The organism is Clostridium sp. CTA-7, from assembly GCF_054768095.1.
The window spans coordinates 26,732-52,420 of sequence record NZ_BAAAAV010000012.1 but is presented as its reverse complement, the minus strand read 5'-3'; the positions used below and the strand labels follow the sequence as shown (position 1 = coordinate 52,420).

General features: G+C 27.1%; 21 protein-coding genes. 17 read left to right on the top strand and 4 right to left on the bottom strand.

Annotation, left to right across the window (positions count from 1 at the left end; genetic code table 11):
* Positions 1-85 precede the first annotated feature (85 nt).
* The 9 genes from ACYUEX_RS17750 to ACYUEX_RS17710 all read left to right on the top strand — a co-directional run bounded on the left by ACYUEX_RS17750 (position 86) and on the right by ACYUEX_RS17710 (position 6,410).
* Complete coding sequence (locus ACYUEX_RS17750; protein WP_460289334.1) at positions 86-1,021, top strand: ABC transporter ATP-binding protein; 936 nt, start codon at positions 86-88, stop codon at positions 1,019-1,021.
* 11 nt (positions 1,022-1,032) lie between these two features.
* Positions 1,033-2,196, top strand: a complete 1,164-nt coding sequence (locus ACYUEX_RS17745; protein ID WP_460289333.1) for an ABC transporter permease — start codon at positions 1,033-1,035, stop codon at positions 2,194-2,196.
* Complete coding sequence (locus tag ACYUEX_RS17740) at positions 2,171-3,316, top strand: ABC transporter permease (RefSeq protein WP_460289332.1); 1,146 nt, start codon at positions 2,171-2,173, stop codon at positions 3,314-3,316. Before ACYUEX_RS17745 ends, ACYUEX_RS17740 begins: the two co-directional genes overlap by 26 nt.
* A 176-nt stretch (positions 3,317-3,492) precedes the next feature.
* Positions 3,493-3,771 carry a hypothetical protein gene (locus tag ACYUEX_RS17735; RefSeq protein ID WP_411168237.1) on the top strand — a complete coding sequence of 93 codons (279 nt, stop codon included), beginning with the start codon at positions 3,493-3,495 and terminating at the stop codon, positions 3,769-3,771.
* Positions 3,772-3,802: 31 nt separating this feature from the next.
* A complete protein-coding gene (locus tag ACYUEX_RS17730) occupies positions 3,803-3,976 on the top strand; it encodes a hypothetical protein (RefSeq protein ID WP_411168236.1) in 174 nt (57 codons plus the stop codon).
* A gap of 16 nt (positions 3,977-3,992) precedes the next feature.
* Entirely contained in the window at positions 3,993-4,511 is a 519-nt protein-coding gene (locus tag ACYUEX_RS17725; RefSeq protein ID WP_411168235.1) for a GNAT family N-acetyltransferase, read from the top strand.
* Positions 4,512-4,582: 71 nt separating this feature from the next.
* Positions 4,583-5,179: a signal peptidase I gene (gene lepB / locus ACYUEX_RS17720; protein WP_460289331.1), complete on the top strand. Its 597-nt coding sequence runs from the start codon at positions 4,583-4,585 to the stop codon at positions 5,177-5,179.
* Between the two features lie 222 nt (positions 5,180-5,401).
* Positions 5,402-6,193, top strand: coding sequence for a lipid II flippase Amj family protein (locus tag ACYUEX_RS17715; RefSeq protein WP_460289330.1), 792 nt, complete (start codon positions 5,402-5,404; stop codon positions 6,191-6,193).
* A 16-nt stretch (positions 6,194-6,209) separates the two neighbouring features.
* The gene (locus tag ACYUEX_RS17710; RefSeq protein WP_460289329.1) at positions 6,210-6,410 is read left to right on the top strand and encodes a hypothetical protein; all 201 of its coding nucleotides are present in this window, start codon (positions 6,210-6,212) and stop codon (positions 6,408-6,410) included.
* Positions 6,411-6,575: 165 nt separating this feature from the next.
* Here ACYUEX_RS17710 and ACYUEX_RS17705 read toward each other — a convergent pair whose 3' ends face one another.
* Positions 6,576-7,508, bottom strand: coding sequence for a TraB/GumN family protein (locus tag ACYUEX_RS17705; RefSeq protein ID WP_411168231.1), 933 nt, complete (start codon positions 7,506-7,508; stop codon positions 6,576-6,578).
* 495 nt (positions 7,509-8,003) lie between these two features.
* On the opposite strand from ACYUEX_RS17705, the gene ACYUEX_RS17700 reads away from it, so the two are divergent.
* The 7 genes from ACYUEX_RS17700 (at position 8,004) to ACYUEX_RS17670 (ending at position 15,636) form a co-directional block, all read left to right on the top strand.
* A complete protein-coding gene (locus ACYUEX_RS17700; RefSeq protein ID WP_460289328.1) occupies positions 8,004-8,381 on the top strand; it encodes a VOC family protein in 378 nt (125 codons plus the stop codon).
* Between the two features lie 144 nt (positions 8,382-8,525).
* Positions 8,526-9,011, top strand: coding sequence for a cupin domain-containing protein (locus ACYUEX_RS17695; protein ID WP_460289327.1), 486 nt, complete (start codon positions 8,526-8,528; stop codon positions 9,009-9,011).
* 232 nt (positions 9,012-9,243) lie between these two features.
* Complete coding sequence (locus ACYUEX_RS17690; protein ID WP_460289326.1) at positions 9,244-9,744, top strand: hypothetical protein; 501 nt, start codon at positions 9,244-9,246, stop codon at positions 9,742-9,744.
* Between the two features lie 116 nt (positions 9,745-9,860).
* The gene (locus ACYUEX_RS17685) at positions 9,861-10,778 is read left to right on the top strand and encodes a M15 family metallopeptidase (protein ID WP_460289325.1); all 918 of its coding nucleotides are present in this window, start codon (positions 9,861-9,863) and stop codon (positions 10,776-10,778) included.
* 222 nt (positions 10,779-11,000) lie between these two features.
* Positions 11,001-13,121, top strand: coding sequence for an anaerobic ribonucleoside-triphosphate reductase (gene nrdD, locus ACYUEX_RS17680; RefSeq protein WP_460289324.1), 2,121 nt, complete (start codon positions 11,001-11,003; stop codon positions 13,119-13,121).
* A 101-nt stretch (positions 13,122-13,222) separates the two neighbouring features.
* Positions 13,223-13,723 carry an anaerobic ribonucleoside-triphosphate reductase activating protein gene (gene nrdG, locus ACYUEX_RS17675; protein WP_460289323.1) on the top strand — a complete coding sequence of 167 codons (501 nt, stop codon included), beginning with the start codon at positions 13,223-13,225 and terminating at the stop codon, positions 13,721-13,723.
* A gap of 185 nt (positions 13,724-13,908) precedes the next feature.
* Positions 13,909-15,636, top strand: coding sequence for a methyl-accepting chemotaxis protein (locus ACYUEX_RS17670; RefSeq protein ID WP_460289322.1), 1,728 nt, complete (start codon positions 13,909-13,911; stop codon positions 15,634-15,636).
* A 53-nt stretch (positions 15,637-15,689) separates the two neighbouring features.
* Here ACYUEX_RS17670 and ACYUEX_RS17665 read toward each other — a convergent pair whose 3' ends face one another.
* The 3 genes from ACYUEX_RS17665 to speD all read right to left on the bottom strand — a co-directional run bounded on the left by ACYUEX_RS17665 (position 15,690) and on the right by speD (position 18,234).
* The gene (locus ACYUEX_RS17665) at positions 15,690-16,832 is read right to left on the bottom strand and encodes a DUF4139 domain-containing protein (protein ID WP_411168223.1); all 1,143 of its coding nucleotides are present in this window, start codon (positions 16,830-16,832) and stop codon (positions 15,690-15,692) included.
* 133 nt (positions 16,833-16,965) lie between these two features.
* Positions 16,966-17,811, bottom strand: a complete 846-nt coding sequence (gene speE, locus ACYUEX_RS17660) for a polyamine aminopropyltransferase (protein WP_411170709.1) — start codon at positions 17,809-17,811, stop codon at positions 16,966-16,968.
* Positions 17,812-17,814: 3 nt separating this feature from the next.
* On the bottom strand, positions 17,815-18,234 hold the full coding sequence (gene speD / locus ACYUEX_RS17655; protein WP_411168222.1) for an adenosylmethionine decarboxylase: 420 nt from the start codon (positions 18,232-18,234) through the stop codon (positions 17,815-17,817).
* Positions 18,235-18,675: 441 nt separating this feature from the next.
* On the opposite strand from speD, the gene ACYUEX_RS17650 reads away from it, so the two are divergent.
* The gene (locus ACYUEX_RS17650) at positions 18,676-25,395 is read left to right on the top strand and encodes an alpha-amylase family glycosyl hydrolase (protein WP_460289321.1); all 6,720 of its coding nucleotides are present in this window, start codon (positions 18,676-18,678) and stop codon (positions 25,393-25,395) included.
* The last annotated feature ends 294 nt before the right edge of the window (positions 25,396-25,689 follow it).

The following is a 25,689-nucleotide window of genomic DNA, read 5'->3' as shown; positions in this document are numbered from 1 at the left end:
ATAGTTAAAAGGTGACCTTTGCTAGATTCTCTAGAAAGGTCTTTTTTATATAATATTAGTAAGATATATTAAGGAGGGGAATCTTATGGAAGTTATAGAAATAAAAGATTTAGTAAAAAAATATGAGGATAATATAGCCGTTGATAATATTAATTTAAAGATAGAAGAAGGCGAAATTTATGGAGTTCTAGGACCAAATGGAGCAGGTAAAAGTACAACTATAAGCATAATTTGTTCACTTTTACACCCTACATCTGGTGAGATTAAGGTTTTAGGAGAAGATATAAGAAAAAACTCTTTAAAGGTAAGAAGGTGCTTAGGACTAGTTCCTCAAAATATTGCTATATATAGTGATTTTACAGCTTATGAAAATGTTAAATTCTTTGGAGAGCTTTATGGGCTAAGAGGTAATGAACTTAAGGAAGGTATAGAAAATTCATTGGAATTTACAGGACTTTTGGAGTTTAAAAATAAAAAAGCAAAGGATTTTTCAGGTGGTATGCTGAGAAGATTAAATATAGCTTGTGCGATAATTCATAAGCCTAAGATATTAATTATGGATGAGCCCACAGTAGGGATAGATCCTCAATCTAGAAATCATATAATGCAGTCTGTTAAAGAACTAAATAAAAAAGGTGTAACTATAGTTTATACAACTCACTATATGGAAGAAGCGGAGGCTTTATGTTCTAAGATTGCTATTATAGATCAAGGAAAAATAATAGTTGAGGGAACTAAAGAAGAGTTAAAGGATATGGTAAGTGACAAAAGAACTTTAAATATAGGGCTTGAGGATATTTATAAGATAAATATTGAATCTCTAAGAAATGTTGAAGGAGTTTTAGATATATCTATAAATGAAAATAACCTTATCATAGCTTCATCAAAAGAGGTAAACAATCTAGATAAGATAATAAAAGTAGTATCAGATCAAGAATTAAAAATAACGGATTTAGGTTTTAAAGAAATAACATTAGAAACAGTATTTTTATCTTTAACTGGGAAAAAGTTAAGGGATTAGGAGGAAAAATTATGATTCCTATAATAAAAGCAACAATTTTGCATTGTATAAGAGATAAAAAGAATCATTTATTTATGATATTTTTTCCGTTATTTTTAATACTATTGATTGGAAGTACATTATCATCATACTTTAATAAAGTGAACAACAAAGCTGTTTTGAATGAAACAATTATATGCTATTTAGATGAAGGTTCTGATAAAACTAAAGAAGTTTTAAATACATTTAAGAATGCAAAATTAGATGATGAAGAGGATTTATCAATTACCTTTAAAGAGATAAGTAATATAGAGGAAGGAAAAAAAGAAGTAAGAATTAATAGAGCTGTATTGTTACATTTAAAGGGAGATACTATAGAGTTTTATTCTAATAGCCAATCTTTAGTAAAGCCATCCTTTGTATATGGAGTATTAAATGGAATTTCTAATAAGTTTAATGCTATTATGGAGGTTTATAGTATAAATCCTAGTAAGGTTAATGAGATAGTTAAGATTGAAAACACTAAGAATTATATAGAAGAAGAAAATATTACTTTAAATGAAAAGCCAAGTTCAATGGATTATTATGGTGTGGCAGAAATAGGTCTTATGATATTTTATTTTGTAACATTACCTCTATATAATATTAAAAATGATAGAAAAAATAGTATAAAAGATAGAATAAGCTTATCAGGGGTATCTACGAGTAAATATTATCTATCATCATTTATTGGATTTTTCTTATATTCTTTTGGAACATTAATGGTAACTTATTTATTAAGTAATATTATTTTTGATGTAAATTATGGTAAAAATTTATTGATAGTACCTTTGGCAATGTTACCATTTTTAACTATAGTAATTGGAGTAGGTATTGTAATACCAATGATTTTTAAAGAAGAAGAAATTTCAGGAACACTAATACAAAATATTATTATACCAGTTTTAGTATTCTTAGGTGGAGGATATATAGCATTAGATGACAACTTAGGTAGAGTATTAAATTTTATAACTAATATTTCTCCGTTGAGATGGTTTAATATAAGTATATTTAGATATATTTATTCAGGAGATTCATCAACTTTAATTAGATGGTTAGAAATTGGATTGATTAGTTTAATAATTACAATATTATTAATCTATATTATAGGGAGAAGGAGTGATAGAGTAAATGAAAAATATAATAGTATTAATTAAAAACAATTTAAAGATAGCTATAATAAAAAAGCCAATAGGGTTTATTATGTCTATTATTGCTCCTATTTTAATACTTTTGCTTATGTTAAATGTAATTAATATGAATTCAGGCTATATAACAGTTGGCATTATCGATAATGATAGTTCAAAAACTAGCAAGGATATTCTAGATTCAATTAAGAATTATGAGGGATTTAATGTAAGGGAAATCCAACAAAATGAGAAGAAAGATTTATTTTCAGAAAATGCTATAAATGCAGTTATAGAAGTAACCAGTGGATTCGAAGATAGTTTATTGAAAGGTGACACAAACCCAATAAAGATTACTTCTGTAGAAAATGATGATGTTGGAATGATAATAAGAAACTTAGTAAATGAGCAAATGAGCAATATAAATAGTATTGCAATAGCAGCAGAAGGAAATAAAGAGGTATATTATAAATCTTTAGATAATTATAGTAATAATTCATATATAAAGCTAGAAAGAGAAAGTTTAAATGATTTACATGAAGAGTATTCTTTTAGTCAAACGTTTATTGGTTTTATAATAATGTTTATGCTTATAAGAGGAATGAGTACTTCATATAGAGTATTTAAGGAAAAGGAGGAAAATGTATATAATAGAATATTTATGGCTCCTATAAAGACATATGAATATTATGTTGCTGATGCAATAAGTGGATATATATCAATATTACTTCAAGTTAGTCTAAGTATTATTGGTATAAAATTTCTTAAAGTACAAGTTGGAGTTAGCACTTTAGAATTATTTGCAATATTAAGCCTTGTAGGCCTTGTTTCAATTAGTCTTGCAATATGTTGTAGATCTTTTGCTAAAAATATAACTGAGGCTTCTAATATATTTAATTTTGCTAATATAATAATGGTAATGATAGGAGGAGCTTTTGTACCAATAGAAATAATGCCGCCTATAATAGAAAAAATATCATATTTTACTCCTGTTAGATGGGCTATTCAATCAATAATAGATATACAGCAAGGGGCAAGCTTTAATGAGATATATAAATATTTAATTATAATAGTATTATTTGCAGTAGCATTTTTTGTTATTGGAATCTATAAAACTTCTAAAGAAGAAAGAAAGCTTAGTATAAATTAATAATTTTGAGATATATAAAGTAGGAAGCTACACTAATGTGTAGCTTTTTTGTTAAAAGTTTACAGTTAGTAAAGTTTTATGGTAAAATATCTATAAAAGAGTTTAACTACTATCTTTGCATTTATCATTTCATTTAAATAATTAAATGATAAATGTATAAGGGAAAGGAAATTCTGATGAAAAAGGTAGTATTATATATAATTTTAAGTATTTTAATAGCAGTTAATATTTGGATAGTTATGTTATTGTTTAATGAATCTAATTTACTATCTAAGTTAAATTTCTATTTAGTTTGGATAGTATCTATTTTAATTGGGGTAATAACATTTATAGTATCTAGAAAATATAAAATTAATAAAAATATTGATATGATTATATTAGTAGTAACTATTGCTTCAATATTATTATTAACAATTATAGGAGGCACATTAATTATAACATCGGCTATTTATTAAGAAAAATAATAAAGTTTATAGGAGGAGAACTATGGAAATCTTTTTTTTGCTTCTATATATTACAATACCTATTTTAGCTCTATATTTTATAATAAGACTTGCAGTTAGTCATGCCATAAAGGATAATTTAGAAAATATTGAATCGGTTATGAAAAGAGCTATTAAGACGAGTATTAACGAAAAAGAGTGGAGAGAAAATAACTAATAAGATGGGAGAAAATATGGAAATTAACTTGAGACTATTAAATAAATTAGATGTAAATGAATACTGGGAGGTAGGATTTGAAAATCCAGACCAAGAAATGTTTTATTATACTGGAACAACAAACTACCCTACAAAAGAAGAAATAGAATTATTTATTGAGAAATCTATAAATAATGGGGAGAGAAGACATCTACTAATATGTGATAATGATCAAATTCTTGGAGAAGTAGTACTTATGGATATAGATGATGAGTATAAATCATGTAGTTTTAGAATAGCTATATTCGATAAGGATAACTTTAGTAAGGGTATTGGATTAAAAGCAACTAAGAAAGCTTTAGAGATCGCATTTACAGAACTAAATTTAAATAGAGTTGAATTAGAAGTTTTTGATTATAATCCTCGTGCTAGAGCTATGTATGAAAAGGCAGGATTTAAATTTGAGGGAACAAAAAGAGAAGCTCTTTTTATAAATAATGAATTTCATGATGTGCATATGATGGCAATATTAAGTAAAGAATTTAAACATAATTAGAATTAATAAAATCAAATATAAAAAAATTATAGACAGTTTAATTATAAATATGGAGATAAGGAGACATTATCTTGAAATATAAAAATGTTATAAAAGAAATTAGAGGAATTTTTTTAACTATAATAGGGAGCATTATAATAGTAACCGTAGTAAATACAAAGGCTTTAGCTAGTGCTAAGGTTCAACAGGAATCTATGGAAAATACACTATATAATAATGAAAAACTTATAGTTGATAAATTGAGTTACAATTTTACAGAGCCTAAAAGAGGAGATATTATAATATTTTTTGATCACGGAGAAAAATGTAATATATTTGAAGAAAGCTATGAATACTTAAAAGAAGTGGCTTCAGTTTCATATAATACTGATACAAGAACAAGACTTGTTAAAAGAGTAATTGGAATACCTGGAGATGAAATAGATATAAAAGATGGATATGTATATTTAAATGGTGAAAAGTTAGAAGAAACATACGCTAAGGGTACGACCTATAGTAAAGATACTGAACTTTCAGTTAAGGTAAAAGAGGGAACTTTATTTGTATTAGGAGATAATAGAGAGGTAAGTAAAGATAGTAGAGAGTTTGGACTTATTAATATTAATCAAGTTGAAGGAAAAGCAGTATTTAGATTATCACCATTAAATAGATTTGGATTTCTAGAATAAAAAGTGGATTTTTCCACTTTTTTATTATGTTTAATTTTAATTATTGCAAATGTATTAAGATTATAAAATTATGTTTAAGTTACAGATTTATTTATATATAATTAAAATTACTATAATTTTCAAGGAAATTAATATTACGAAGGATATTGTGAGAAAAGAAGTTAGAAATAATGAAGAAATACCTTATGTATTCAAAAATAATATTCAAGGATGTGATATGGGTTGGATACTCAAATTATAATTGTTTTAATATTAAACTTTATAATTTCATTAATTGGAACATTAGCCTATTCAGTTAGGTTAGTAGGTGTTAGAACTGGTAAGATAGCTGTTACCTTTGCAGTTTTTAATGTATTGATGCTTGTTTCTAGAACAGCATTAACGTTTCAAACTCCTTTATTAACAAAATTTGTAGAAAGTAATCCTAGTAGTGGAGATTTAATGACTATATTTAATTTAATAATTATAGTTTCAGGAATTGCAAGTATAGCTGGAGCTTTTTTAATACCAACTTTTCAACAAATGTTTAGTAAGGCAGTAAATCATTTTTCAGTAGAAAGATCTATTCCTAAACTTATTATCCATAGTGTTTCAAAAAATGGTATAAAGTATATGAAAGATAGTATAGCAATTCCAGTAAAAGAAAGTTTAACAAGTATAAATTATAGAAGACTTCCTAAAAAGATCTTATTTTATAATTTTATTTCTGTAGCTATTATTACGGCAGGAGCCTTTGCACCAATATATGCAGCAAGTATAGCTCCAGAGCTTAGAATGACTTGTTTATCTTTATCACCAATAATTAATGGAACAGCAACAATACTTACATCAATTTTTATTGATCCACATTTATCTATTATGACTGATGATGTTGTAGATGGTAAATGTAGTGTAGAAGATTTTAGGGCTTGTGTTATAGCTATGGTAGGAAGTAAAGTGGTAGGAACTTTCGTAGCGTTGGTATTATTTGTACCAGCATCATATTTAATTGCTTTTGTAGCTAATTTTATATAAGGTGAGTGAAGAGGAAATGGAGAATAATGAAACTTTTAAAGTTAGTAATATATTGCTTTTGATTTTAGGACTTTTTTGTGCAAAATTATGGGCATATCTATTAAGAGATATAAATATTCCTGAATTTTTTAAGTGGCTTACAGGTATTATAGTAATATTAACTATAATTTTTTCTATAAATAAAATCTATATAGTTATAGATCAAAAGAAAAAATAACTTTAATAGTTTATGTATTCTTATTTAATAAAAATTAAGAATATATTCAAAATTAAGAAGTGGGAAGAAGTTTAAAAATAAGCATGAAATTAAGAATAGGTAATAAATATCTTTATATAATAAAAATATTTATTACCTATTAATTTTTATAGAAGTTAAAGTATATTAATTTATTCGTGTTATTGTGTAGCCTTTTTCTTCTAATAATTTTAATATGTTATCATCACCGATAAAATGGCCAGCACCAACTGCGACGGTATGTTTTTTATCATCTTTAATTAATTCATCTATTTTATTTGCCATATCAATGTTTCTATCAGTAATCATTATTTTATAAACTTCTGGGTTATCACTTTTAATCTTATTATTTGATTCTTCAATAAATTCAATATCACCATTTTTATAGGCATTAAGAGAATTTATTGCATAATCAACTTCCTTATCTATATTAGAATCAGAGTAATTATTTATATACTCTTTTATATAATTCCAAGTAAAAGTTTTATTTCCAGCAATAATTTGTGAATCAACTCCCTCCAGTTCATTTATAACTATAGTATCTCTGGCAGCGTTATGTTGCTTCATTTCATTAATCATTAATAAATCTAATCCATTTCCAAGTATACCAGCTTTAGCACAACATAGTTTAGTTAATAAGCTATACAAAGATGGGGGATTTAAATATTTAATACTATCTATATTTAAATTGGGACTTAAAGATTTAAATATAGAAGATAATTTTTCAGTTTCACTTTCAGTTAAATAATTATCTATAGTTTCACCGTTTTTTAAATATCCAGATGATTGAGCTTTTTCGATAGTTTCTTTTTCAGATAAATCGAGTTCTACAGATAATACATCAGTTTCATCAATTATTTTTTTAATATCATCATTTAAAAAATTAATTTTATTGTCACCAATATGCATAGTTCCAACTAAAGTTACACTATTAGTTCCATTAGTAGCCTCCCAAATATACCCCCTAGCAGTTTCTTTTTCAATAGCTTTATTATTATTATCACATGCAACTGATATAGATATGAAGAAAGTAATAAGAAAGAAACAAAGAAAATTTTTCAGTTTTAAAATACTTCTCATATATTTTACCTCCTTAAAGTAATTTATTTTATGTTGAACTATATTTTACCATAAATGGTTTTATATTCATAGGAGACTTTATATAATATAACTTACTATATAAGTACTTATAAATTTTTTTAGTAAATTACTATTAAGAGTTTATATTATAGTTTATTATGTTAAAATTAGAAAAAATAAGCTAGTCAAATTGTATTATTAATATTTATGTAAATAATATAGAAATAGGAGAATATTATTATGAAGAGAAAAGTTGTATTATATATTGAAGTAAGCTTAGATGGATATATGTCAAGAAAAAATGGTGATGTAGATTTGCTATAAGATGATGGAGTATCTTTATTTAAATAAAATAGTCTAGAAATAAAATTTAAATTATTAGAAAGTAAAATTTTTAATAGAGTAGTAAAAAAATACTACATAAAAAAGATAATATCTAGCTAAAGATCGATATTTTAGGTTATAATTAAAATATAAATTTTAGGAGGGATACTTATGATAAATAAAATAGGTAAAATAACTATATACGTTAATAATCAAGAAAAGGCAAAGGAATTTTGGACTAAAAAATTAAACTTTGTAGTTAAATTTGAGCAAGCAATGGGTCCAAATATGAAATGGATAGAAGTAGGTCCAAGTGAAGATGAATTCACAACTTTTGTTTTATATAATAAAGAGTTAATGAAAGCTCAAAATCCACAAGCAAATGTAGAGCATCCATCAATAATACTAAGCACTAGTAATATTGAAGAAACATATAACAAAATTAAAGGAAATGAAGTTAAAGTTGGAGAACTTATGAAAATGCCATACGGTTCTATGTTTTCTTTCTTTGATGAAGATGGAAATCAATATTTAGTAAGAGAAGATTAGAGGTTTATAAATAAGGCTTATTATAATTAAATATGATAAGCCTTATTTAATTTTACTTTCAAAATATATTATGTATAGTTTTTAAATTTATTATATAATATTAATAGGTAAAATATAGTATAGATATTAAATGGAGGTATAAAAATGAAAAATGCAGAATATTACATAGAAAGTTTAAACATGACTTCACATGTAGAAGGTGGATATTTTAAAGAATCATTTTTATCAAATGATGAAGTAAGAAAAGATAAAAAACTATGGAGTAGTATATATTTTCTTTTAAAGACAGGTGAAGTATCAAACTTTCATAGATTAAAATCTGATGAAGTATGGTATTATCATGATGGTGAAGCACTTACTATTTATATGATAAGCCCAGAAGGAGAACTTATAGCAAAACAGCTTGGTATTAATATAGAAAATGGAGAAGTTCCACAGGTATTAGTTCCAAAAGGATATATATTTGGATCTGCAATGAACAATGATGGTTTTGCTTTAGTTGGATGCATGGTTGCACCAGCATTTGAATTTGATGACTTTGAATTGTTTGAAAGAGAAGAGCTTTTAAAATTATATCCAGAGCATAAAGAAACAATATTGAAACTTACTAGAGAAACAAACAATAATTAATATTTTAACGTTTAAAAGTTATTATAAAGAGAAAGAAAATTATAATAATATTAAAACTAAATGTAAGTCAGTAACTCCAATTATTAATTATATAAAGAATTATCTAAAAAGTAATAAATTTATCTTATTATGAGGTAAGTTTATTACTTTTTTTCTTATAATATATACATAAACTGTAATTATATGGTATAATATGCCTCGGAGTTTATTGAAAATTGGAGAAGTGAAAGAGATGAAGTCTAAAAAACTTATTTATATTATTATTGCAATAGTTATAGTATCAGGAGGAATTATAACAATAAATAGATTTATTGATAGGTTTTATATAGGAAATAATAGAAAAAGTATTTATACAGATAATTCAAAAATAGTAGCATTAAATGATAATTACTCTTATTTATATAAGAGAGGAATAAATGAAAAAGGATATACTAATATGTCCTTTAAGTTTTCAGGGATGGAGACTATTTGGGAAATTAGTTCTAAAAATGATTCAACAATAGATATAGAATTTGATTCTAAAATAGAATCTGGAAAATTTAAAGTAGTATTAATAGATCCAAATGATAATGTTATAAAAATTTTAGAGCAATCTCAAGAAGGTAGGAGTAAATTTGATATAAAAAAAGGGAATAGTAGAATTAAAATAATAGGAAGTGATTGTAAAGGTAAACTAAAAATAAATATAACTACAAATGAGGAAGAAGATGTAGATATAGTAGATGGTTACTAACAGGAGTAGTTATCTTTACTTTTCCTTTACTTGAAGAAAAATCTATTGAATTATTAGAGTAGCATTAATCTATTTAAGGAATAATAAAAATATAATTTTTATAAGTAGGTGATGTTATGAAAAAATTAATAGGTATGGTTCTAATAATAGTTTCATTTCTGAATTTAGCATTGTGTAAGACATACAGTTTAACTTTAGATGATAATGAATATAAAAACAATATTAAAAGAGATTTATTAGTGTTAATGGTAGCTTATGAAGATGAAATAGAAGATATAGAGGTGTCACAGGATTCTTTTGTTTATTTAATACTTAAGAATGGAAAAAAAGTACTATATGATGATAAAAAGGAAAAAGGAAAAGAAGAGAAGATTTCAAATGCAGATATTCAAGATACTTTAGAAATAATATATCCTTTAAATAGTATTGATTCAGTTTTAGATAATATAGATCCAGGAAGAGGAAGATCCTATTCTTTTCTTAATGTTATCTATGGAAGCAATAGAAACGAAATAGAAAAAAACCTATCTAATTTCTCAACAGGATGTGGAAATATAATGTTTAATAAAAACGCTAAAGCAGGTGAATCTCTTAAAAAATCTTTAAATGGAGCTAAGGAGTTAATATCTAGAGATGGATATGTAAGTAGTTATGTATTTCCCATAAACGGTACATATAATTATAGAGTTATTCAAGATACAGGAAGACTTAGTCCACATGCTTATGGAATTGCAATAGACTTAAATAGAAACAATGCAGATTATTGGAAATGGGTAGACAAGGCTAAAGGTAGTAAAAGAATAGAAGGATATCCTAAAGAGTTAGTAAAGATATTTGAGGACAATGGATTTGTTTGGGGTGGTAAATGGTCACACTTTGATATATTACATTTTGAATATAGGCCAGAAGTAATATTAAAGAGTAAGTATTTTGGGGATTTATCAAAACTAAATGAAGGGAAATGGTATGAAGGCGTCCCTATAGATGAAAAAATCGAAAGAATTATAAAAATTATAGATTGCAAAATAATCTGATGTCATGCAAAGCATGACATTTTTTTTGAAATAAATTATATTAACCATAGCCATAAAACAAGAATAAATTAAGATACATGTAATTTAATGATGATTGTTTAAAAAAATGAGAACTTATAAAAATGCAATTAAAAATATTTTATTGTATAATTAAAAAATGAGCGATTAAGAAAAGATAAAATATTGAGTTTTTAGAACTTTTAAGGGGAGTAGATTTGTTAAATGAAAGTTATTAAAAGAGATGGAAGTATAGTTGAGTTCGACAAGGGGAAAATAAGGGATGCTATTTCTAAAGCAATGAAGAATGGAAGTGGTATTTACTTAGCTGATATAGCAAAGCTTATAGCTAGTGATGCTGAAAAATATTTTAGCAAGCAAGGAGATACCCCAACTATACATAAAATAGAGTCTTATGTTTATGATAGATTAGTTCATTATGGACAAATCGTAACGGCTAAGTCATACGAAGGATATAGAGCAGTACAAGAATTTAAAAGAAATACAAATACAACAGATGAAAGTATATTAAGTCTTTTAAATAAAACAAATGAAGATGTTATAAAGGAAAACTCAAATAAAAATTCAGTTATAGCAGCGACGCAAAGAGATTTAATTGCAGGTGAAGTTTCAAAAGATATATCAAGAAGAAGACTTATACCAACTCATATTGTTCAAGCGCATGATGAAGGAATAATACACTGGCATGATATGGACTATACTCTTTCTAATATTTTTAATTGTTGTTTAATTAATTTAGAAGATATGTTAAATAACGGTACAGTTATAAATGATAAATTAGTAGAAACACCAAAATCTTTTAGCACAGCATGTACTGTTACTACTCAAATAATGGCTCAAGTTGCGAGTAATCAATTTGGGGGTCAAAGTATAACAATAAAGCATCTTGCTAAATTTTTAAGAGTTACCGAAGAAAAAACATATAAAATGTATTTAGAAAAATATAACAATGAAGAGCTTGCAAGAGATTTAGCTAAAGATATGAAGCTTAAAGAGTTAAGAGATGGTGTTCAAACCATAAGATATCAATTATCTACCTTACAAACAACAAATGGACAGGCTCCTTTCAGTACAATTTATCTAGAGATTGAAGAAGGTAATGAATACGAAGAAGAAATGGCTTTAATTTGTGAAGAAATGATAAAGCAAAGATTAGAAGGAATGAAGAATTATAAAGGTCAAGAAATAGGAGAAGCCTTCCCAAAGCTTGTTTATTTACTTGATGAACATAATTGCCTAGAAGGTGGAAAATACGATTATATAACTAAATTAGCTGCAAAATGTACAGCAAGAAGACTTGTTCCAGACTATCAATCAGCTAAAATTATGAGAATGAATTATGAAGGAAATACTTTTCCACCAATGGGATGTAGATCACATTTAAGCCCATGGAAAGATGAAGAAGGTAATTATAAGTGGTATGGTAGATTTAACCAAGGCGTAATTAGTTTAAACTTACCTCAAATTGGAATAATAGCAGATGGAGATATGGAATTATTTTGGGATATGCTAAATCAAAGATTAGAGCTTTGTAAAGAAGCACTTTTAACTAGACATAATATGCTTCTTGGAACTTCCTCAGATGTATCTCCAATTCATTGGCAACATGGTGCAATAGCAAGGTTAGAAAAAGAAGAGAATATTGATAAATTACTTAAAGATGGATATTCTACATTATCATTAGGTTATGTAGGTATATATGAAATGGCGCAAGCTATGCTTGGAGAAAGTCATACAACCAAAGAAGGAGAAAAGTTTGCATTAGATGTAATGAATCATATGAATAATGCTTGCCAAAAGTGGAAAAAAGAAACTGGCTTAGGTTTTAGTTTATATGGAACACCAGCAGAAAATTTAATATATAGATTTTGTAGATTAGATAGAAGTAAATTTGGTATGATTCCAAATGTAACAGATAAGTTATATTATACTAATTCTTATCATGTTCATGTATGTGAAGAAATTGATGCATTTAGTAAATTAAAATTTGAATCTCAATTCCATAATATAAGTTTAGGTGGGTGTATTTCTTATATTGAAGTTCCTGATATGAGTAAAAACTTAGATGCTATAGAACAGATAATTAACTTTATATATCATAATATTCAATATGCAGAAATAAATACGAAGCCTGATGTATGCTATAAGTGCGGATACACAGGTGAAATAAAACTAGATGATAATTTAAAGTGGCATTGTCCATCTTGTGGAAATAAAGATGAAACTGAAATGCAAGTAATGAGAAGAACTTGTGGATATATAGGAACTAATTTCTGGAATAAGGGCAGAACTGCTGAAATTGGAGACAGAGTTCTTCATTTATAATTAATAATGATCCCCCTAAAGTAAAAAAGCATATTTATAAATATGTTATTTATTTTAGGGGGAAAAATTAAACTAGTTTTTAGGTTTAAGGGGATGCTAGAATGAATTATGCTAAAATAAGAAAATTTGATGTTAGCAATGGACCTAACATAAGAACAACTTTGTTTGTAAGCGGATGTACTAATAATTGCGAGGGTTGTTTTAATAAAGAATTACAGAATTTTAACTACGGTAATAGGTGGACAAAAGAAGTAGAAAATGAGTTTATAGAATATATAAAAGATCCTAATGTAAAAGGGGTAAATATATTAGGTGGAGAACCTATGGATCAAATCCATGATAGAGATTTAATTAATTTACTAAAGAGAGTAAAAGAAGAAACTGGGAAGAGTATTTGGCTATGGTCAGGATATTTATACGAAGATATAATAAAAGATAATAATAGAAGAGAAATTTTATCTCTAGTTGATATTATAGTAGATGGTAGATTTGAAATAGATAAAAGGGATATATCTTTAAGATATAGAGGATCAAGTAACCAAAGAGTAATAGATGTTTTGCAGAGTCTTAAGAATAATAAAGTAATAGAAATAGAACTTTAAATTTATTATTAAATAATAAAGGGCATTTAGTTTGATAAAGATAATTTTGCTAAATGTCTATTTTTATATAATATATTGATAATTATTATAAAATTTTGACAATATATAAAGAATATTTTGACTAAAAACACGCTATAATGGATAATTAAATTGTATTAAATTTACAATATGGGTGAGGTGGAGCTATGGTTAAAAATTTAAAAGTTAGAGTTAAAATATTTATATTAACAACAACTCTAACTATTATGATGCTTATTATAGGTGGGATTGGAATATTCCAAATTAATAAGGCAGATGAAAGAATGCAAAAGATGTATAATGAAAATTTTTCTTCAGTAATAAGCCTAAGTAATAGCATAAATGAAGAGAGAAGTATCGAATCAAGTATATACAAAATAATTTTAAATACTGACAATAAAGCTTTTCAACAAGAAGAGTATGATGAAATTATAAAAAGTCAAGAAAACTTTGATAAAAACTTTAGCAATTATAAAAATATAGATATTGATGAATATTCAAGTAAAGCAATAATAGGATTAGAAGATAAGATAAAACCATATAGAGAAGAGCAAAAAAAGATTATTGATTTAGCTATGTCAGGTAATGGTTCTGAAGCCAAGAAGAAGTTTGAGGAAATAGAATTAAATTTTGGAGAAGGCTTTAGATATCAGTTAAACAAATTAGCAAACTATAGTAATACCTTAGCGGAAAGTATAAAAACTGAAAATCAAGAAGCTGTACAAAAACTTATAGTATTATTAATTATAAGTATAATATCAGTACTTTTAATAGGAATAATAGCAGCGGCTATTATAACAAGAAATATAGTTAAACCTCTTAAAATAGCTGTAAATGAAATGGAAATAATTTCAAAAGGTGATTTTTCAAGGAAAATAGATAATAAAATTTTAAATAGGAAAGATGAGCTTGGTGTTATATTAAAGTATATAAGTACAATTCAGGAATCCTTAAGTAATTTAATAAGTAGTGTAAAACTAGAATCTAAAAATACAGAAGTTTCAATTGTAAACATAAACAATAATATATATGATTTAAATACAGGATTAGAAAATATGGCTGCTACTTCAGAAGAAATAACAGCAGTAATGGAAGAAACGTCAGCTTCAACTCAAGAAGTAGGACATTCTATACAAAATATAGAGAAGTCAGCAGAGTTAATTGCAAATAAAGCAAATGATGGTTCTAAAATAGCGAGTGAAATAAGTAAAAGAGCTTTAGATAATAAGAGTTTTGTTAGCTTAGGACTTGAAAACACAAACAATATTTTAGGTGAATCTAAAGATATATTAAGAAAAGCAATTGAGCAAACAAAAGTAATTAATAAGATATACCAGTTGTCAGAGATTATTATAGAAATAACTGAACAAACAAATCTTTTAGCTTTAAATGCATCAATAGAAGCAGCTAGAGCAGGGGAAGCCGGGAGAGGATTTGCAGTTGTAGCAGAAGAAATAAGAAAGCTAGCAGAAGCATCAAAGGATTCTGTAATAAAAATAAAAGAAACAGGCATGGATATTTCAAATGCGGTAAATACTCTTATAGATAGTTCAAATAACTTAATTAATTTTATGGATGAAGATTTACAAAAAGAATTTTCTAATATGATAGCAGTTACAGAAACATATGGAAAAGATGGAGTGTTAATAGATAATATTGTAAAGGAATTCAATAAAATTTCAAGCGACTTATTGTTATCTATTAAGGAGATTTCAGATATAATGAATGGAGTTTCTAAAGCTACAATAGAGGGCAGTAAAGGAATAACTAGTATTAGTAATAAAATTGTAGAAGCTAGTAACAAGTCAGATAAAACCATGATAAATTCAAATACAGCAAAAGAAAGCTCTGAAAATTTGAAAAAATCTATAGATATATTTAAGATAAGAGAATAGTATTAAAAAGGATAATATGAAAAATAAATTTATTTTCATATTATCCTTTTTAATTACGTTGGATTAATATCATATTTGTAGCTAAATAATATTTCCTTTTTTGAGTTAGGTTGCATTACCGTTTGGAAACAAGGGTTGCCATTCTTATCTTTATCATAATTATCAGTAGAAAAATCCATTTGCCAAGGAGAAAAAATTGGTTCACATATTTTTATATTAATAGCTTCTTGTTTTGTATTAGTAAGTATATATTGTACTTCTTTAAAGATATAATCTTTATATTTTTGATAGTTTATTACATTTCTTTGAGAAGTAACATCAAAGGCATTTCCAATAATAAAGGAAACCTCCCTATCCTTAGCAATATCTTTTATAGAGCTTCCACCTAAAAATTCAAAATTACCGTCATAACCAGTATAAGTGTTTATACTACCAGAAGGCAGAGGAAAGCCTAAATTATTATCAGTTGTATTTTGAAATTTAATTATAATATTAGCATTTACATTATTGTATCCGAAATCATAAAGTTTATTGTACTTTACATTTTCACTAGAAAAATTTTTTATTCTTTTTAGTGTATTATTGGTAAGTTTATATTTATTAGGAACTGTGTAAATATAATAATCAGACATTTCTTCAATTGGAGTAGTGTAGCTTTGCAATTCTGTAGATTTAATAGATTTATCATGAAGAACTAAACTTTTATAATCTAAGTTAACATCTCCTGCAACAAATTTTAAAGTTACATTGTCATAGTCTATACCAGATTTATTTATTAAGTTAAACCATGAGTGGATTGATAATACTTCTTCCTCTAGGATTATTACATAGCTACTATACCACTTAATGTTATCAGTTAAATAATATGTGGTTATTTCTCTTGACTTAATACCATCACCTTGAATCAAAATTGAATTAGGTATTAAATTTTCACAACTATTGCAAGGCAATATATCAAGATTTTTTTTACTGTTACAACAAAGATAGTTAAAGTTCATTAAAATATCATTCATACCTATAACAACAACAGATGTCTCGTTTATAAATTTACTTATATCAAAATACTCAATAGTAACATAAGAAGAAGGATCTATTTTACTTTTAAGAACTTCTCTTGTTTCATTTATAAGTGCTACATTATTATAAACTGTTATTGAAAGATTTTTATTTTGTAAGTTTGTAGACTTTATATACATTAAAACCCCTTATAATAATTGATTATATTAGTATATTAGTATAATGAATATTATAAGGTGAATATATTTAGTATATAAATAGACATAACTAAAATAATCCATAAGGTTTATATTACCTTATGGATTATTTTAGTTATTTATTTAATAATTCTTTTACATAGTTAGGAAGCATAAAAGCACCTACATGTAAATCAGTATTATAATATTTAGTTGATAACCCTAAAGCACTCCAACTATTAGCATCAAAGTCTTTTATAGGATGTAATTCTTTAGATGCAAAGCAGAACATCCAATGACCAGAAGCATATGTAGGCATGTGATATTGATATGCTTCACAAATATTAAAGATTCCTTTTAATTTACTAAAGGATCTTTTCATTTCTCTTGCATTATGTGGATAATAAGGGCTTTCACATTGATTTATTAAGATTCCTTTTGATGTTAAAGCATTAAAGCAATCTTTATAAAATTCTGTAGTAAATAAACCTTCTCCAGGTCCAATTGGATCAGTTGAATCTACTATAATTAAATCATATAAATTTTCTTTTCCCTTTACAAATTTTATTCCATCTTCAAAAAATAAATTAACTCTTTTATCATCTAATTTATTTGAAGTAAATGGTAAGTGTTCTTTTGAAGCTATAACTACAGCTTCATCTATTTCAACCATATCTATATTTTCAATAGTTTCATATCTAGTTAATTCTCTAACAGTGCCACCATCACCAGCACCTATAACTAATACATTTTTTATATTTTTATTAGTAGCCATAGCTACATGAGTTATCATTTCATGGTAGATAAATTCATCTTTTTCTGTAACCATTGTCCAGTTGTCAATTACAAGTACTCTTCCAAATTCATAAGTATCTAAAACGTCTATTTTTTGAAATGGACTTTGATGTGAGTACAAGTGATTTTTAACTTTCATAGAAAAATTTACATTTTGGGTTTGATTTTCTGTGTACCATAATTCCATATCCTACACCTCCATTTTATGTTTTACTTGAATATTATCGTATGCACCATTAGAAAAAGTTTTAACTTTGTCGACTAAACCTCTTGCAACTTCAGTAGATTCACTTCTATCAGCTTTTAATGCATCTTCAAGATATTTAAAAGCAAGCCAAGGGTTAACAGTATCACCACAAGTAAATAGATCTACAGATGCATAACCATATTCAGGCCATGTATGAATTGTAAGATGAGATTCCTGGATTATAACAGCACCGCTTACTCCCCAGGGATTAAATTTGTGGAAACAGCTAGTAACTATTGTTGCATTAGAAACAATAGCAGCTTCTTTCATATGCTCCTCAATAATAGAATGATCTTTTAAGATATCCTTATCACAGTTATAGTATTCCACTAAAATATGTCTTCCTAGTTGTTCAATTTTCATAAAAATCCCTCCATAAATTTAAAATTTGATTCTATCCAACAGATAAGTATTTAACTAACAAAAATGCTTCACTCATGAAACCTCCTAAAATCGCACAAAAGTTTAGTAATAGTAAACTTAAAGTTAAACTATACTAACTATATTATTTTAGCAGCGAGGAGAAATGTTGTCAATAAGTATTTTTTGTATAAAAAAGCACTAAGTATAATATAACTTCGTATTATATAACTTCGTATTATATTAGCCTTAAATAGATAGTTTATATTTTATTATTTTGTATTAATATCCAAAAAAAATAAAATGTATAGAAAAAATGCCAGTAATCATTTACAATTGGATTAAGAAGTGTTTCTTTTAAATTTTATTAAGTTAAATATAGAGTTTTATGGAAACGTTTCCGTTAATGAAATCTTTGATAATTAAATAAAAGGGAGGATTTTTATGAGGGTAAATAATATTCTTAAACACAAAGATAAACTAAGTATCTTTACAGTTATACTATTTTTTCTAACATTAATACCTATTCCTAATAAAGTAGTTAAAGCAGGAACTACCGAAAGTCAAAAGGTAAAAGTTAGATTTTTAAAAGAAGATGGAGATTATAATGGATGGAATATTTGGTCTTGGTGGCCTCAAAAGAATGGGCATTCAGTTGAATTTACACATAAGGATGATAAAGGTGTATATGCAGTAATTGATGTACCAAAATCAGGTGAACTTGGACTTGTTGTAAAAAAAGGTGAATGGGAAGCTAAAGCTAATGAAGATATAAAATATGATTTAGCTAAAGGTGAAACTGAAATCATAATTACAGCTGGAACTATAGATAAGGAAAATCCTAAAGAAAAAAGTGTTGAGTACTCAGATTTATATAAGGATTTTTCAAAAATCAATATTAAAGTAAACTATAATAGACCTGACGGAAATTACGATAAATGGAATCTATGGAATTGGGTAGATGGAGGAATAGATGGATCTGAAGATAAAGTAGGCTTATTTACAGATTCTAATGATTTTGGTAAATCATCAAATTTATCATTTACTAATATAACTAAATCAAATAAAAATGTAGGAATCATAATTAGAACAGCTGGATGGGTATCTAAGGATGGAGATGATAAATTAATAGATTTAGCATACTTAGATTGTAATGGTAATTTAGAAGTTTATTATAAGGCTTCTGATGATACAACATATTATGTTAAACCAACATTAAATGAAGAGAATCCAGGAAATGGAGAAATAACTCCAGATGAACTCATTAATCAACCAGGTGGAAAAAATAAATGGTATGTAGCAGGATCATTCCAAGGATGGTCAAATAATAATCCAGATACTGAATTAAAACATTTAGTTGATGGTTTTTATGAGTACTCAACAGTATTACCAGCTGGTGAGCATCAATTTAAAATTGTAAAAAATGGAACTTGGGATGGATTTAGTAATAATGGAGACAATTTTACTATAAATTTATCTGAAAAAACTAAAGTTAATTTTTATATTAATGAAGAATTAAATCAGGCTAGAATAAATATTTTAGGAGTTAATGGATTGGAACAATATGCTCCAAAATTAAGTAATGATAAATGGCCAAGGTTAGTTGGAGATATTCAAAAAGTTTTTGGGGAAGGTGAATGGGCTCCAGATAAGGCTAAACAGATGTTTGTTGATTACTATTTTGATGGTAGTATATATAAGTTACAAAGAAATTTACCAGCAGGAAAATTTGAAGCTAAAGTAGTTTTTGGGTCTGATTGGAGTAGTGAAAACTATGGAGCTGATGAAAAAGGAAGTAATTTAGTAGTAAATACTTTAGATCCAGTAGATGTTGTATTTACAATTAATCATAAGGGTGATAAAAAATTAACTCATAATTATAAAGCAACAGAAGGTAATTTTGATGGTCTTATAAATAAATCAGCAATTAAATTTGATTCAAGAAGTATTACCTATAAAAAACCATTTGGTGCAATAAAAGAAGAAAGTGAAGATTTAACATTAAGAATTGGAGTTGCTAAAGATGATGTTCAAGTTGCAAAGATTGAACTTATAGATGGTAGTGGAGTAGCAAAAAGCTATGATATGAGAAAAGCAACTACAATAGGAGAAACGGATTATTATGAATCAATAATTTCAAAAACAGAGTTTAATGGGATTGGAATATGGGGTTATAAGTTTATATTAGTAGATGGAAAAACTAAGCTTGAATATGGAGATGATAGCTTAAGTGGAGGGCAAGGAGCTGTTGTAGAAGAGGGTGCATTACCATATAACTTAACAGTTTACGATAAAGATTATAAAACTCCAGATTGGATGAAGGATTCAGTTGTATATCAAATATTCCCAGATAGATTTTTTGATGGGAATAAAGATAATAATAGAGCAAAATTATTAGACGGATATCGTGGATATATTGGAACTGATGGAACGCTTAAAAGATATGAAATTCAATATTATGATGGAGGAGTAGAAAATGATCCAGCTTCATCACAAGTATGGGGTAGCTGGAGAGATTATCCTGAAAATCCTAGACATTCAACACCTGAAAATAAACCGTATTATCCAAATTCAAAAACAGATAATATATGGACAAATGAATTTTATGGTGGAGATATTCAAGGAATAGAAGATAAACTTGATTACTTAAAATCTATAGGTATAACAGCAATTTATCTAAATCCTGTAGCTTGGGCAGCATCTAATCATAAATATGATGCTACTGATTATAAATCTCTAGATCCTATGTTTGGACAACCTGTATATAATAAAGATGGAGATCCTAATTCAGGGTTAAATTATGAAGCAACAAGAGCAGCCTCAGATAGAGTATATCAAGCTTTTGCAAAGGCAGCTGAAGAAAATGGGATTAAGCTGATAGCTGATGGGGTGTTTAATCACGTTGGTGATGACTCTATATATTTTGATAGGTACGAAAAATATCCTGAAATTGGTGCATATGAGTATTGGAAAAAGGTATGGGATAAAGTAAATACAGGTAAATCTCAAGATAAAGCAGAAAAGGAAGTTATAAAAGAATATGAAAGTATTAAGAACCCCTTAACAGGAAAGAACTATTCTTACCCAGAAGACTTTGGTTTTACAACTTGGTTTAAGATTGAAAATCAATGGCTAATAAGAGATAAAGATGGTAATATGTTAGATAAAAAAGATCAACATTATAATTATGAGGGATGGTGGGGATTCGATTCATTACCAGTAATGGATGCTAAAGCTCCACAAAATGGGGATAGCTTAGCTATTCCAGGAAATCATGAATGGAATAATGTAGATTACAGAGATAATGTTATTGGCCATGATTTAACTGGTTTAAGTGATAAAGAGGCTGAGGAGAAAATGAAGTTTGCAGCATCTCAAAGATGGATGTGGATGGGAGCAGGAGGTTGGAGATTAGACGTTGCTCCAGATGTATCGACAAGTACATGGCAAAAATTTAGAGAAGCTGTTAAGTCGACAAAAGGAAGATTAGATGTTAATGGAAATGTAATAGATGATCCAATTATCTTAGGAGAAGAATGGGGAGTTGCAACCCACTACTTATTAGGAGATCAATTTGACTCAGTAATGAATTATCAGTTTAGAGCAGCACTTCAAAATTATATACTAAGTGGTAACTCAGTAAATTTCAACAATGCATTAGAAGTAATTAGAGAGAATTATCCAAAAGAGGCATGGCAAGCAATGATAAATTTAGTTGATTCTCATGATACAATTAGAAATATTACAAAAATGGATAATCCAACATGGGAAGAAGAAAATACAAAAATTGCACCAGAGGCTTCAGACAATGCCTTAAAATTACAAGCATTAACTGCAATATTCCAAATGGGATATGCAGGGGCGCCTACTATTTATTATGGAGATGAAGTTGGGGTAACAGGAACTAAGGATCCAGATTCAAGAAGAACTTTCCCATGGGAAAGAGTTTTAGAATCAAATGGTGATTTCTCAGGTGTAGGTAGATATGCAGAGTTATTTGATGTTTATAAAAATGCAGCAAGAGTAAGAAATGAAAATCTTGATTTATTTGCAACAGGTGAAATTCAAACAGCATATGCAAATGATAACGTAATTGCATATGCAAGAAAGAATTTAGAAAAGGGTGCATTGCTAGTAATAAATCAGTCAACTGAAGTTAAGACTATAGAAGCTGATGTAACTGGGTTTTTACCAGATAACTTAATATTGAAAGATGAACTATATGGAAATATATCATCAACAGTGAAAAACGGAAAGGTTCAAATTATAATTCCAGCACAAACAGGACTTATGATGGTATCCACAAACAATATAGTAAGTGTTGAGAAAGTACAAGACCTTAAGGCTATTCCAGAACAAGGAAAGGTAACTTTAACTTGGAGGAAAGTATCGGGAGCAAGTAAGTATAATGTGTATAGAACTAATCTTGAAGGACAAAAAGCTGAAAAAGTTGGAGAAGGGGTTAATAATACATTTATTGATAAAAATGTAGTTGATGGAATAAGATATTATTATTATGTTACAGCAGTTAAAGATGGTGGCGAAAGTGAATTTAGTGATGCGGTAACAGCACTACCATCCTTTAATATTAAGTCAATTAGTTTACCAAGTATAGTAAAAGATTTAATTATTGGAATAGGAAATAAAACTGAAGAAATAACCGTAAATATAGATATTCCAGGATTAACAGATAAAGAAGAATATAAAGGAAAAGATATTCCAAATTTTGAAGCTAAATTAATGTATTATAAAGATGGAACTTTAAGAGAAAATTCAAATACCACTAAATTGAGATATAAATCAGATTTAGAAGATGGATCAAAAGTTTATTATGCAACTTTTGAACCAGCAGAAGCAGGAGTATATAACTATTTTGCAAAAGCTACAACAAATGCAGGAGATACTTATACAGAGTCAAGTGAAGTATCAATGAAAGCTATTATGAATCCTGAAGATAACACTGCACCAAAAGCTCCAGTATTAAATGATATAATTGTAGAATCTAATAGATCAAAGCTTGAATGGGCATCCGATGGAGTAGATGTAGAAGGATTCGATATATATCGTAAGGAAGATAATGGAGAGTTTATAAAAATTGCAGTAGTAGATAAGAGTTCAAAAGAATTTGCAGATTTCACAGTAAGTAATGATAAAAATTATACTTATAAAGTAGCAGCTTATGATAAGTTCTACAATAGAGCATATTCAGAAGAAAAGAGCGTTACACCAACATTGGTTATGGTAGATGTAACATTAAGACTTCATATTCCAAATTATACACCAGCAACTGATGATATTTTTATAGCTGGTGATTTAAATGGATGGAATGCTGCAGGTGGAAGACTTACTGTACCTAGTGGAGCAACATCTAGAGATATAGTAGAATATAAATTTAAGATGATGGCAGGTAAGAGTATTCAATATAAATATACTAGGGGATCATGGGGCACAGAAGCCTTTACAAGCCACACGCGTCTTGCAAATGATACAGATGATTATGGAAATTGGGCATATAGTTCGACAGATACCAATATGAAGTTAACTGTTAAGAACCAAGGTGGAAATGCAATGGTTGTTGATGATTATGTACTTCGTTGGGGTGATATGCCAATGATGGTTTCTATGCCAAGAATTTCTTATGGAGATAATATTGAATATGAAACTAATGAAAAGGAATTTACTTTAAAGGCTCAAGTTCCATATGGGGTTGCATTTACAATAAATGATAAGGATATAAATACATTATATCCAAATGCCATGGACCAATATGGCAATGTATATGTAGAAGGCATTAAATTAAAATCTGGAATTAATGAATTCAAACTTCATATAGAGCCTACACAGGAAACTATTGATTTACCTTGGTACACTGATGATGGAAGAGCTGGACAAGCAACTAAGACTATTACAATGAAAATTAATTGTACAGCAAATCCAGATGAAGAAAAACCAGAAGATGTAAAAGTGACAGGAGTAAGCTTAGATAAAACTTCAGCAGAATTAAAGATAAATGAAAGTTTAGAATTAAAAGCAACAATTTCACCAGCAGATGCAACAAATAAAGATGTTACTTGGACAACAAGTGATGAAAAAGTAGCGAGAGTTGATGAAAATGGAAAGGTAGTAGCAGTTGCACCAGGAAAAGCTACAATAACAGTTACAACTAAAGATGGAAACTTTAAAGCAGTAGCTGAAATAATTGTAAAAGACAAAGAAGTACCTGTAGTAAAAGTGACAGGAGTAAGCTTAGATAAAACTTCAGCAGAATTAAATATAAATGAAAATTTAGAATTAAAGGCAACAATTTCACCAGCAGATGCAACTAATAAAGATGTTACATGGAAAACAAGCGATGAAAAAGTAGCAAAGGTTGATGAAAATGGAAAGATAACAGCAGTAGGAGCAGGAAAAGCAATAATAACTGTTACAACTAGAGAAGAAAACTTTAAGGCTATATGTGAAATCACTGTAAATAGTGATAAGGAGAATAGTGGAAATACTAATCCTATAGAAAATGTAGTTGAAAAAGTAGAAAATCCTAATGGCAAAAATGAAATAGTTATAAAGAATCCATCAAATGAATTAAAACTTGAAGTAAAGGATATAGGAGCTATTAAAACTGGAAATGGATCTTTAGAAATTAAGAATAGTGAGCATATTATATTATTACCATTTAGTATAATAGATAAAGATTTATTAAAAGAAGGTTCAAGTATTATTTTTGAAATGAATATTAAAGAAGATTCATCTATTACTTCAAGGATAAAGGGAGTTAAAAAAGTATTTGAATTTAACTTATATGTTAAGACAGGTAATGAAATAGTTAAGATTCACAACTTTAAAGATGGAGTTGCAACTATAACATTAAAATTAACAGATGAGGACTTAAAAGGATTAAATAAAGATAACTTAGCTGTATTCTATTATAATGAAGAAACTAAGACATTTGGACAATTAGAAACAACTATAAATGGAAATGAAGTAACATTTAAAACATCACATTTTAGTAAGTTTATAATTGCAGAAAAATCTACTAATGGAAAAGGAATAACTTTACCAGCTACAGGAGGAAATAATCCTATAAATGCTTTAATATTTGGATTAATATTATTATGCGCAGGAGTGTATTTCATATTTAACAAAAAATCAAAGCTTGTAAAGTAAAAATATAAATAGTAATTAATAAAAGCAAATGGATTATGTTTTAAATAAAGCATAATCCATTTTTTTAATTTATTTAATATTTTTACATAAGACTTTACTTAAAATAATGTGACTAATTTAATTAACATAATGTTAAAAATTTAATATATAGTATCATTAAATAAAAAAATATAAGAAATTGTTATTTAAAATATGGAAAATTAAGTTAATTAAATTTATTTTGCTGAAATATGGAATAAAAAAAATATTTAATAACAATCTATTCGACTAAAAAAACGTTTACTAAGTGATAAA

Bases quoted from the DNA above. Each gene is read 5' to 3' on its own strand.
- nrdG (WP_460289323.1), top strand. From the start codon at position 13,223: ATGAATTATGCTAAAATAAGAAAATTTGATGTTAGCAATGGACCTAAC.
- nrdD (WP_460289324.1), top strand. From the start codon at position 11,001: ATGAAAGTTATTAAAAGAGATGGAAGTATAGTTGAGTTCGACAAGGGG.
- ACYUEX_RS17695 (WP_460289327.1), top strand. From the start codon at position 8,526: ATGAAAAATGCAGAATATTACATAGAAAGTTTAAACATGACTTCACAT.
- ACYUEX_RS17700 (WP_460289328.1), top strand. From the start codon at position 8,004: ATGATAAATAAAATAGGTAAAATAACTATATACGTTAATAATCAAGAA.
- ACYUEX_RS17650 (WP_460289321.1), top strand. From the start codon at position 18,676: ATGAGGGTAAATAATATTCTTAAACACAAAGATAAACTAAGTATCTTT.
- ACYUEX_RS17665 (WP_411168223.1), bottom strand. From the start codon at position 16,832: ATGTATATAAAGTCTACAAACTTACAAAATAAAAATCTTTCAATAACA.
- ACYUEX_RS17685 (WP_460289325.1), top strand. From the start codon at position 9,861: ATGAAAAAATTAATAGGTATGGTTCTAATAATAGTTTCATTTCTGAAT.
- ACYUEX_RS17705 (WP_411168231.1), bottom strand. From the start codon at position 7,508: ATGAGAAGTATTTTAAAACTGAAAAATTTTCTTTGTTTCTTTCTTATT.
- speE (WP_411170709.1), bottom strand. From the start codon at position 17,811: ATGGAATTATGGTACACAGAAAATCAAACCCAAAATGTAAATTTTTCT.
- ACYUEX_RS17745 (WP_460289333.1), top strand. From the start codon at position 1,033: ATGATTCCTATAATAAAAGCAACAATTTTGCATTGTATAAGAGATAAA.
- ACYUEX_RS17730 (WP_411168236.1), top strand. From the start codon at position 3,803: ATGGAAATCTTTTTTTTGCTTCTATATATTACAATACCTATTTTAGCT.
- speD (WP_411168222.1), bottom strand. From the start codon at position 18,234: ATGAAAATTGAACAACTAGGAAGACATATTTTAGTGGAATACTATAAC.
- ACYUEX_RS17690 (WP_460289326.1), top strand. From the start codon at position 9,244: ATGAAGTCTAAAAAACTTATTTATATTATTATTGCAATAGTTATAGTA.
- ACYUEX_RS17725 (WP_411168235.1), top strand. From the start codon at position 3,993: ATGGAAATTAACTTGAGACTATTAAATAAATTAGATGTAAATGAATAC.
- ACYUEX_RS17740 (WP_460289332.1), top strand. From the start codon at position 2,171: ATGAAAAATATAATAGTATTAATTAAAAACAATTTAAAGATAGCTATA.
- ACYUEX_RS17735 (WP_411168237.1), top strand. From the start codon at position 3,493: ATGAAAAAGGTAGTATTATATATAATTTTAAGTATTTTAATAGCAGTT.
- ACYUEX_RS17670 (WP_460289322.1), top strand. From the start codon at position 13,909: ATGGTTAAAAATTTAAAAGTTAGAGTTAAAATATTTATATTAACAACA.
- ACYUEX_RS17750 (WP_460289334.1), top strand. From the start codon at position 86: ATGGAAGTTATAGAAATAAAAGATTTAGTAAAAAAATATGAGGATAAT.
- ACYUEX_RS17710 (WP_460289329.1), top strand. From the start codon at position 6,210: ATGGAGAATAATGAAACTTTTAAAGTTAGTAATATATTGCTTTTGATT.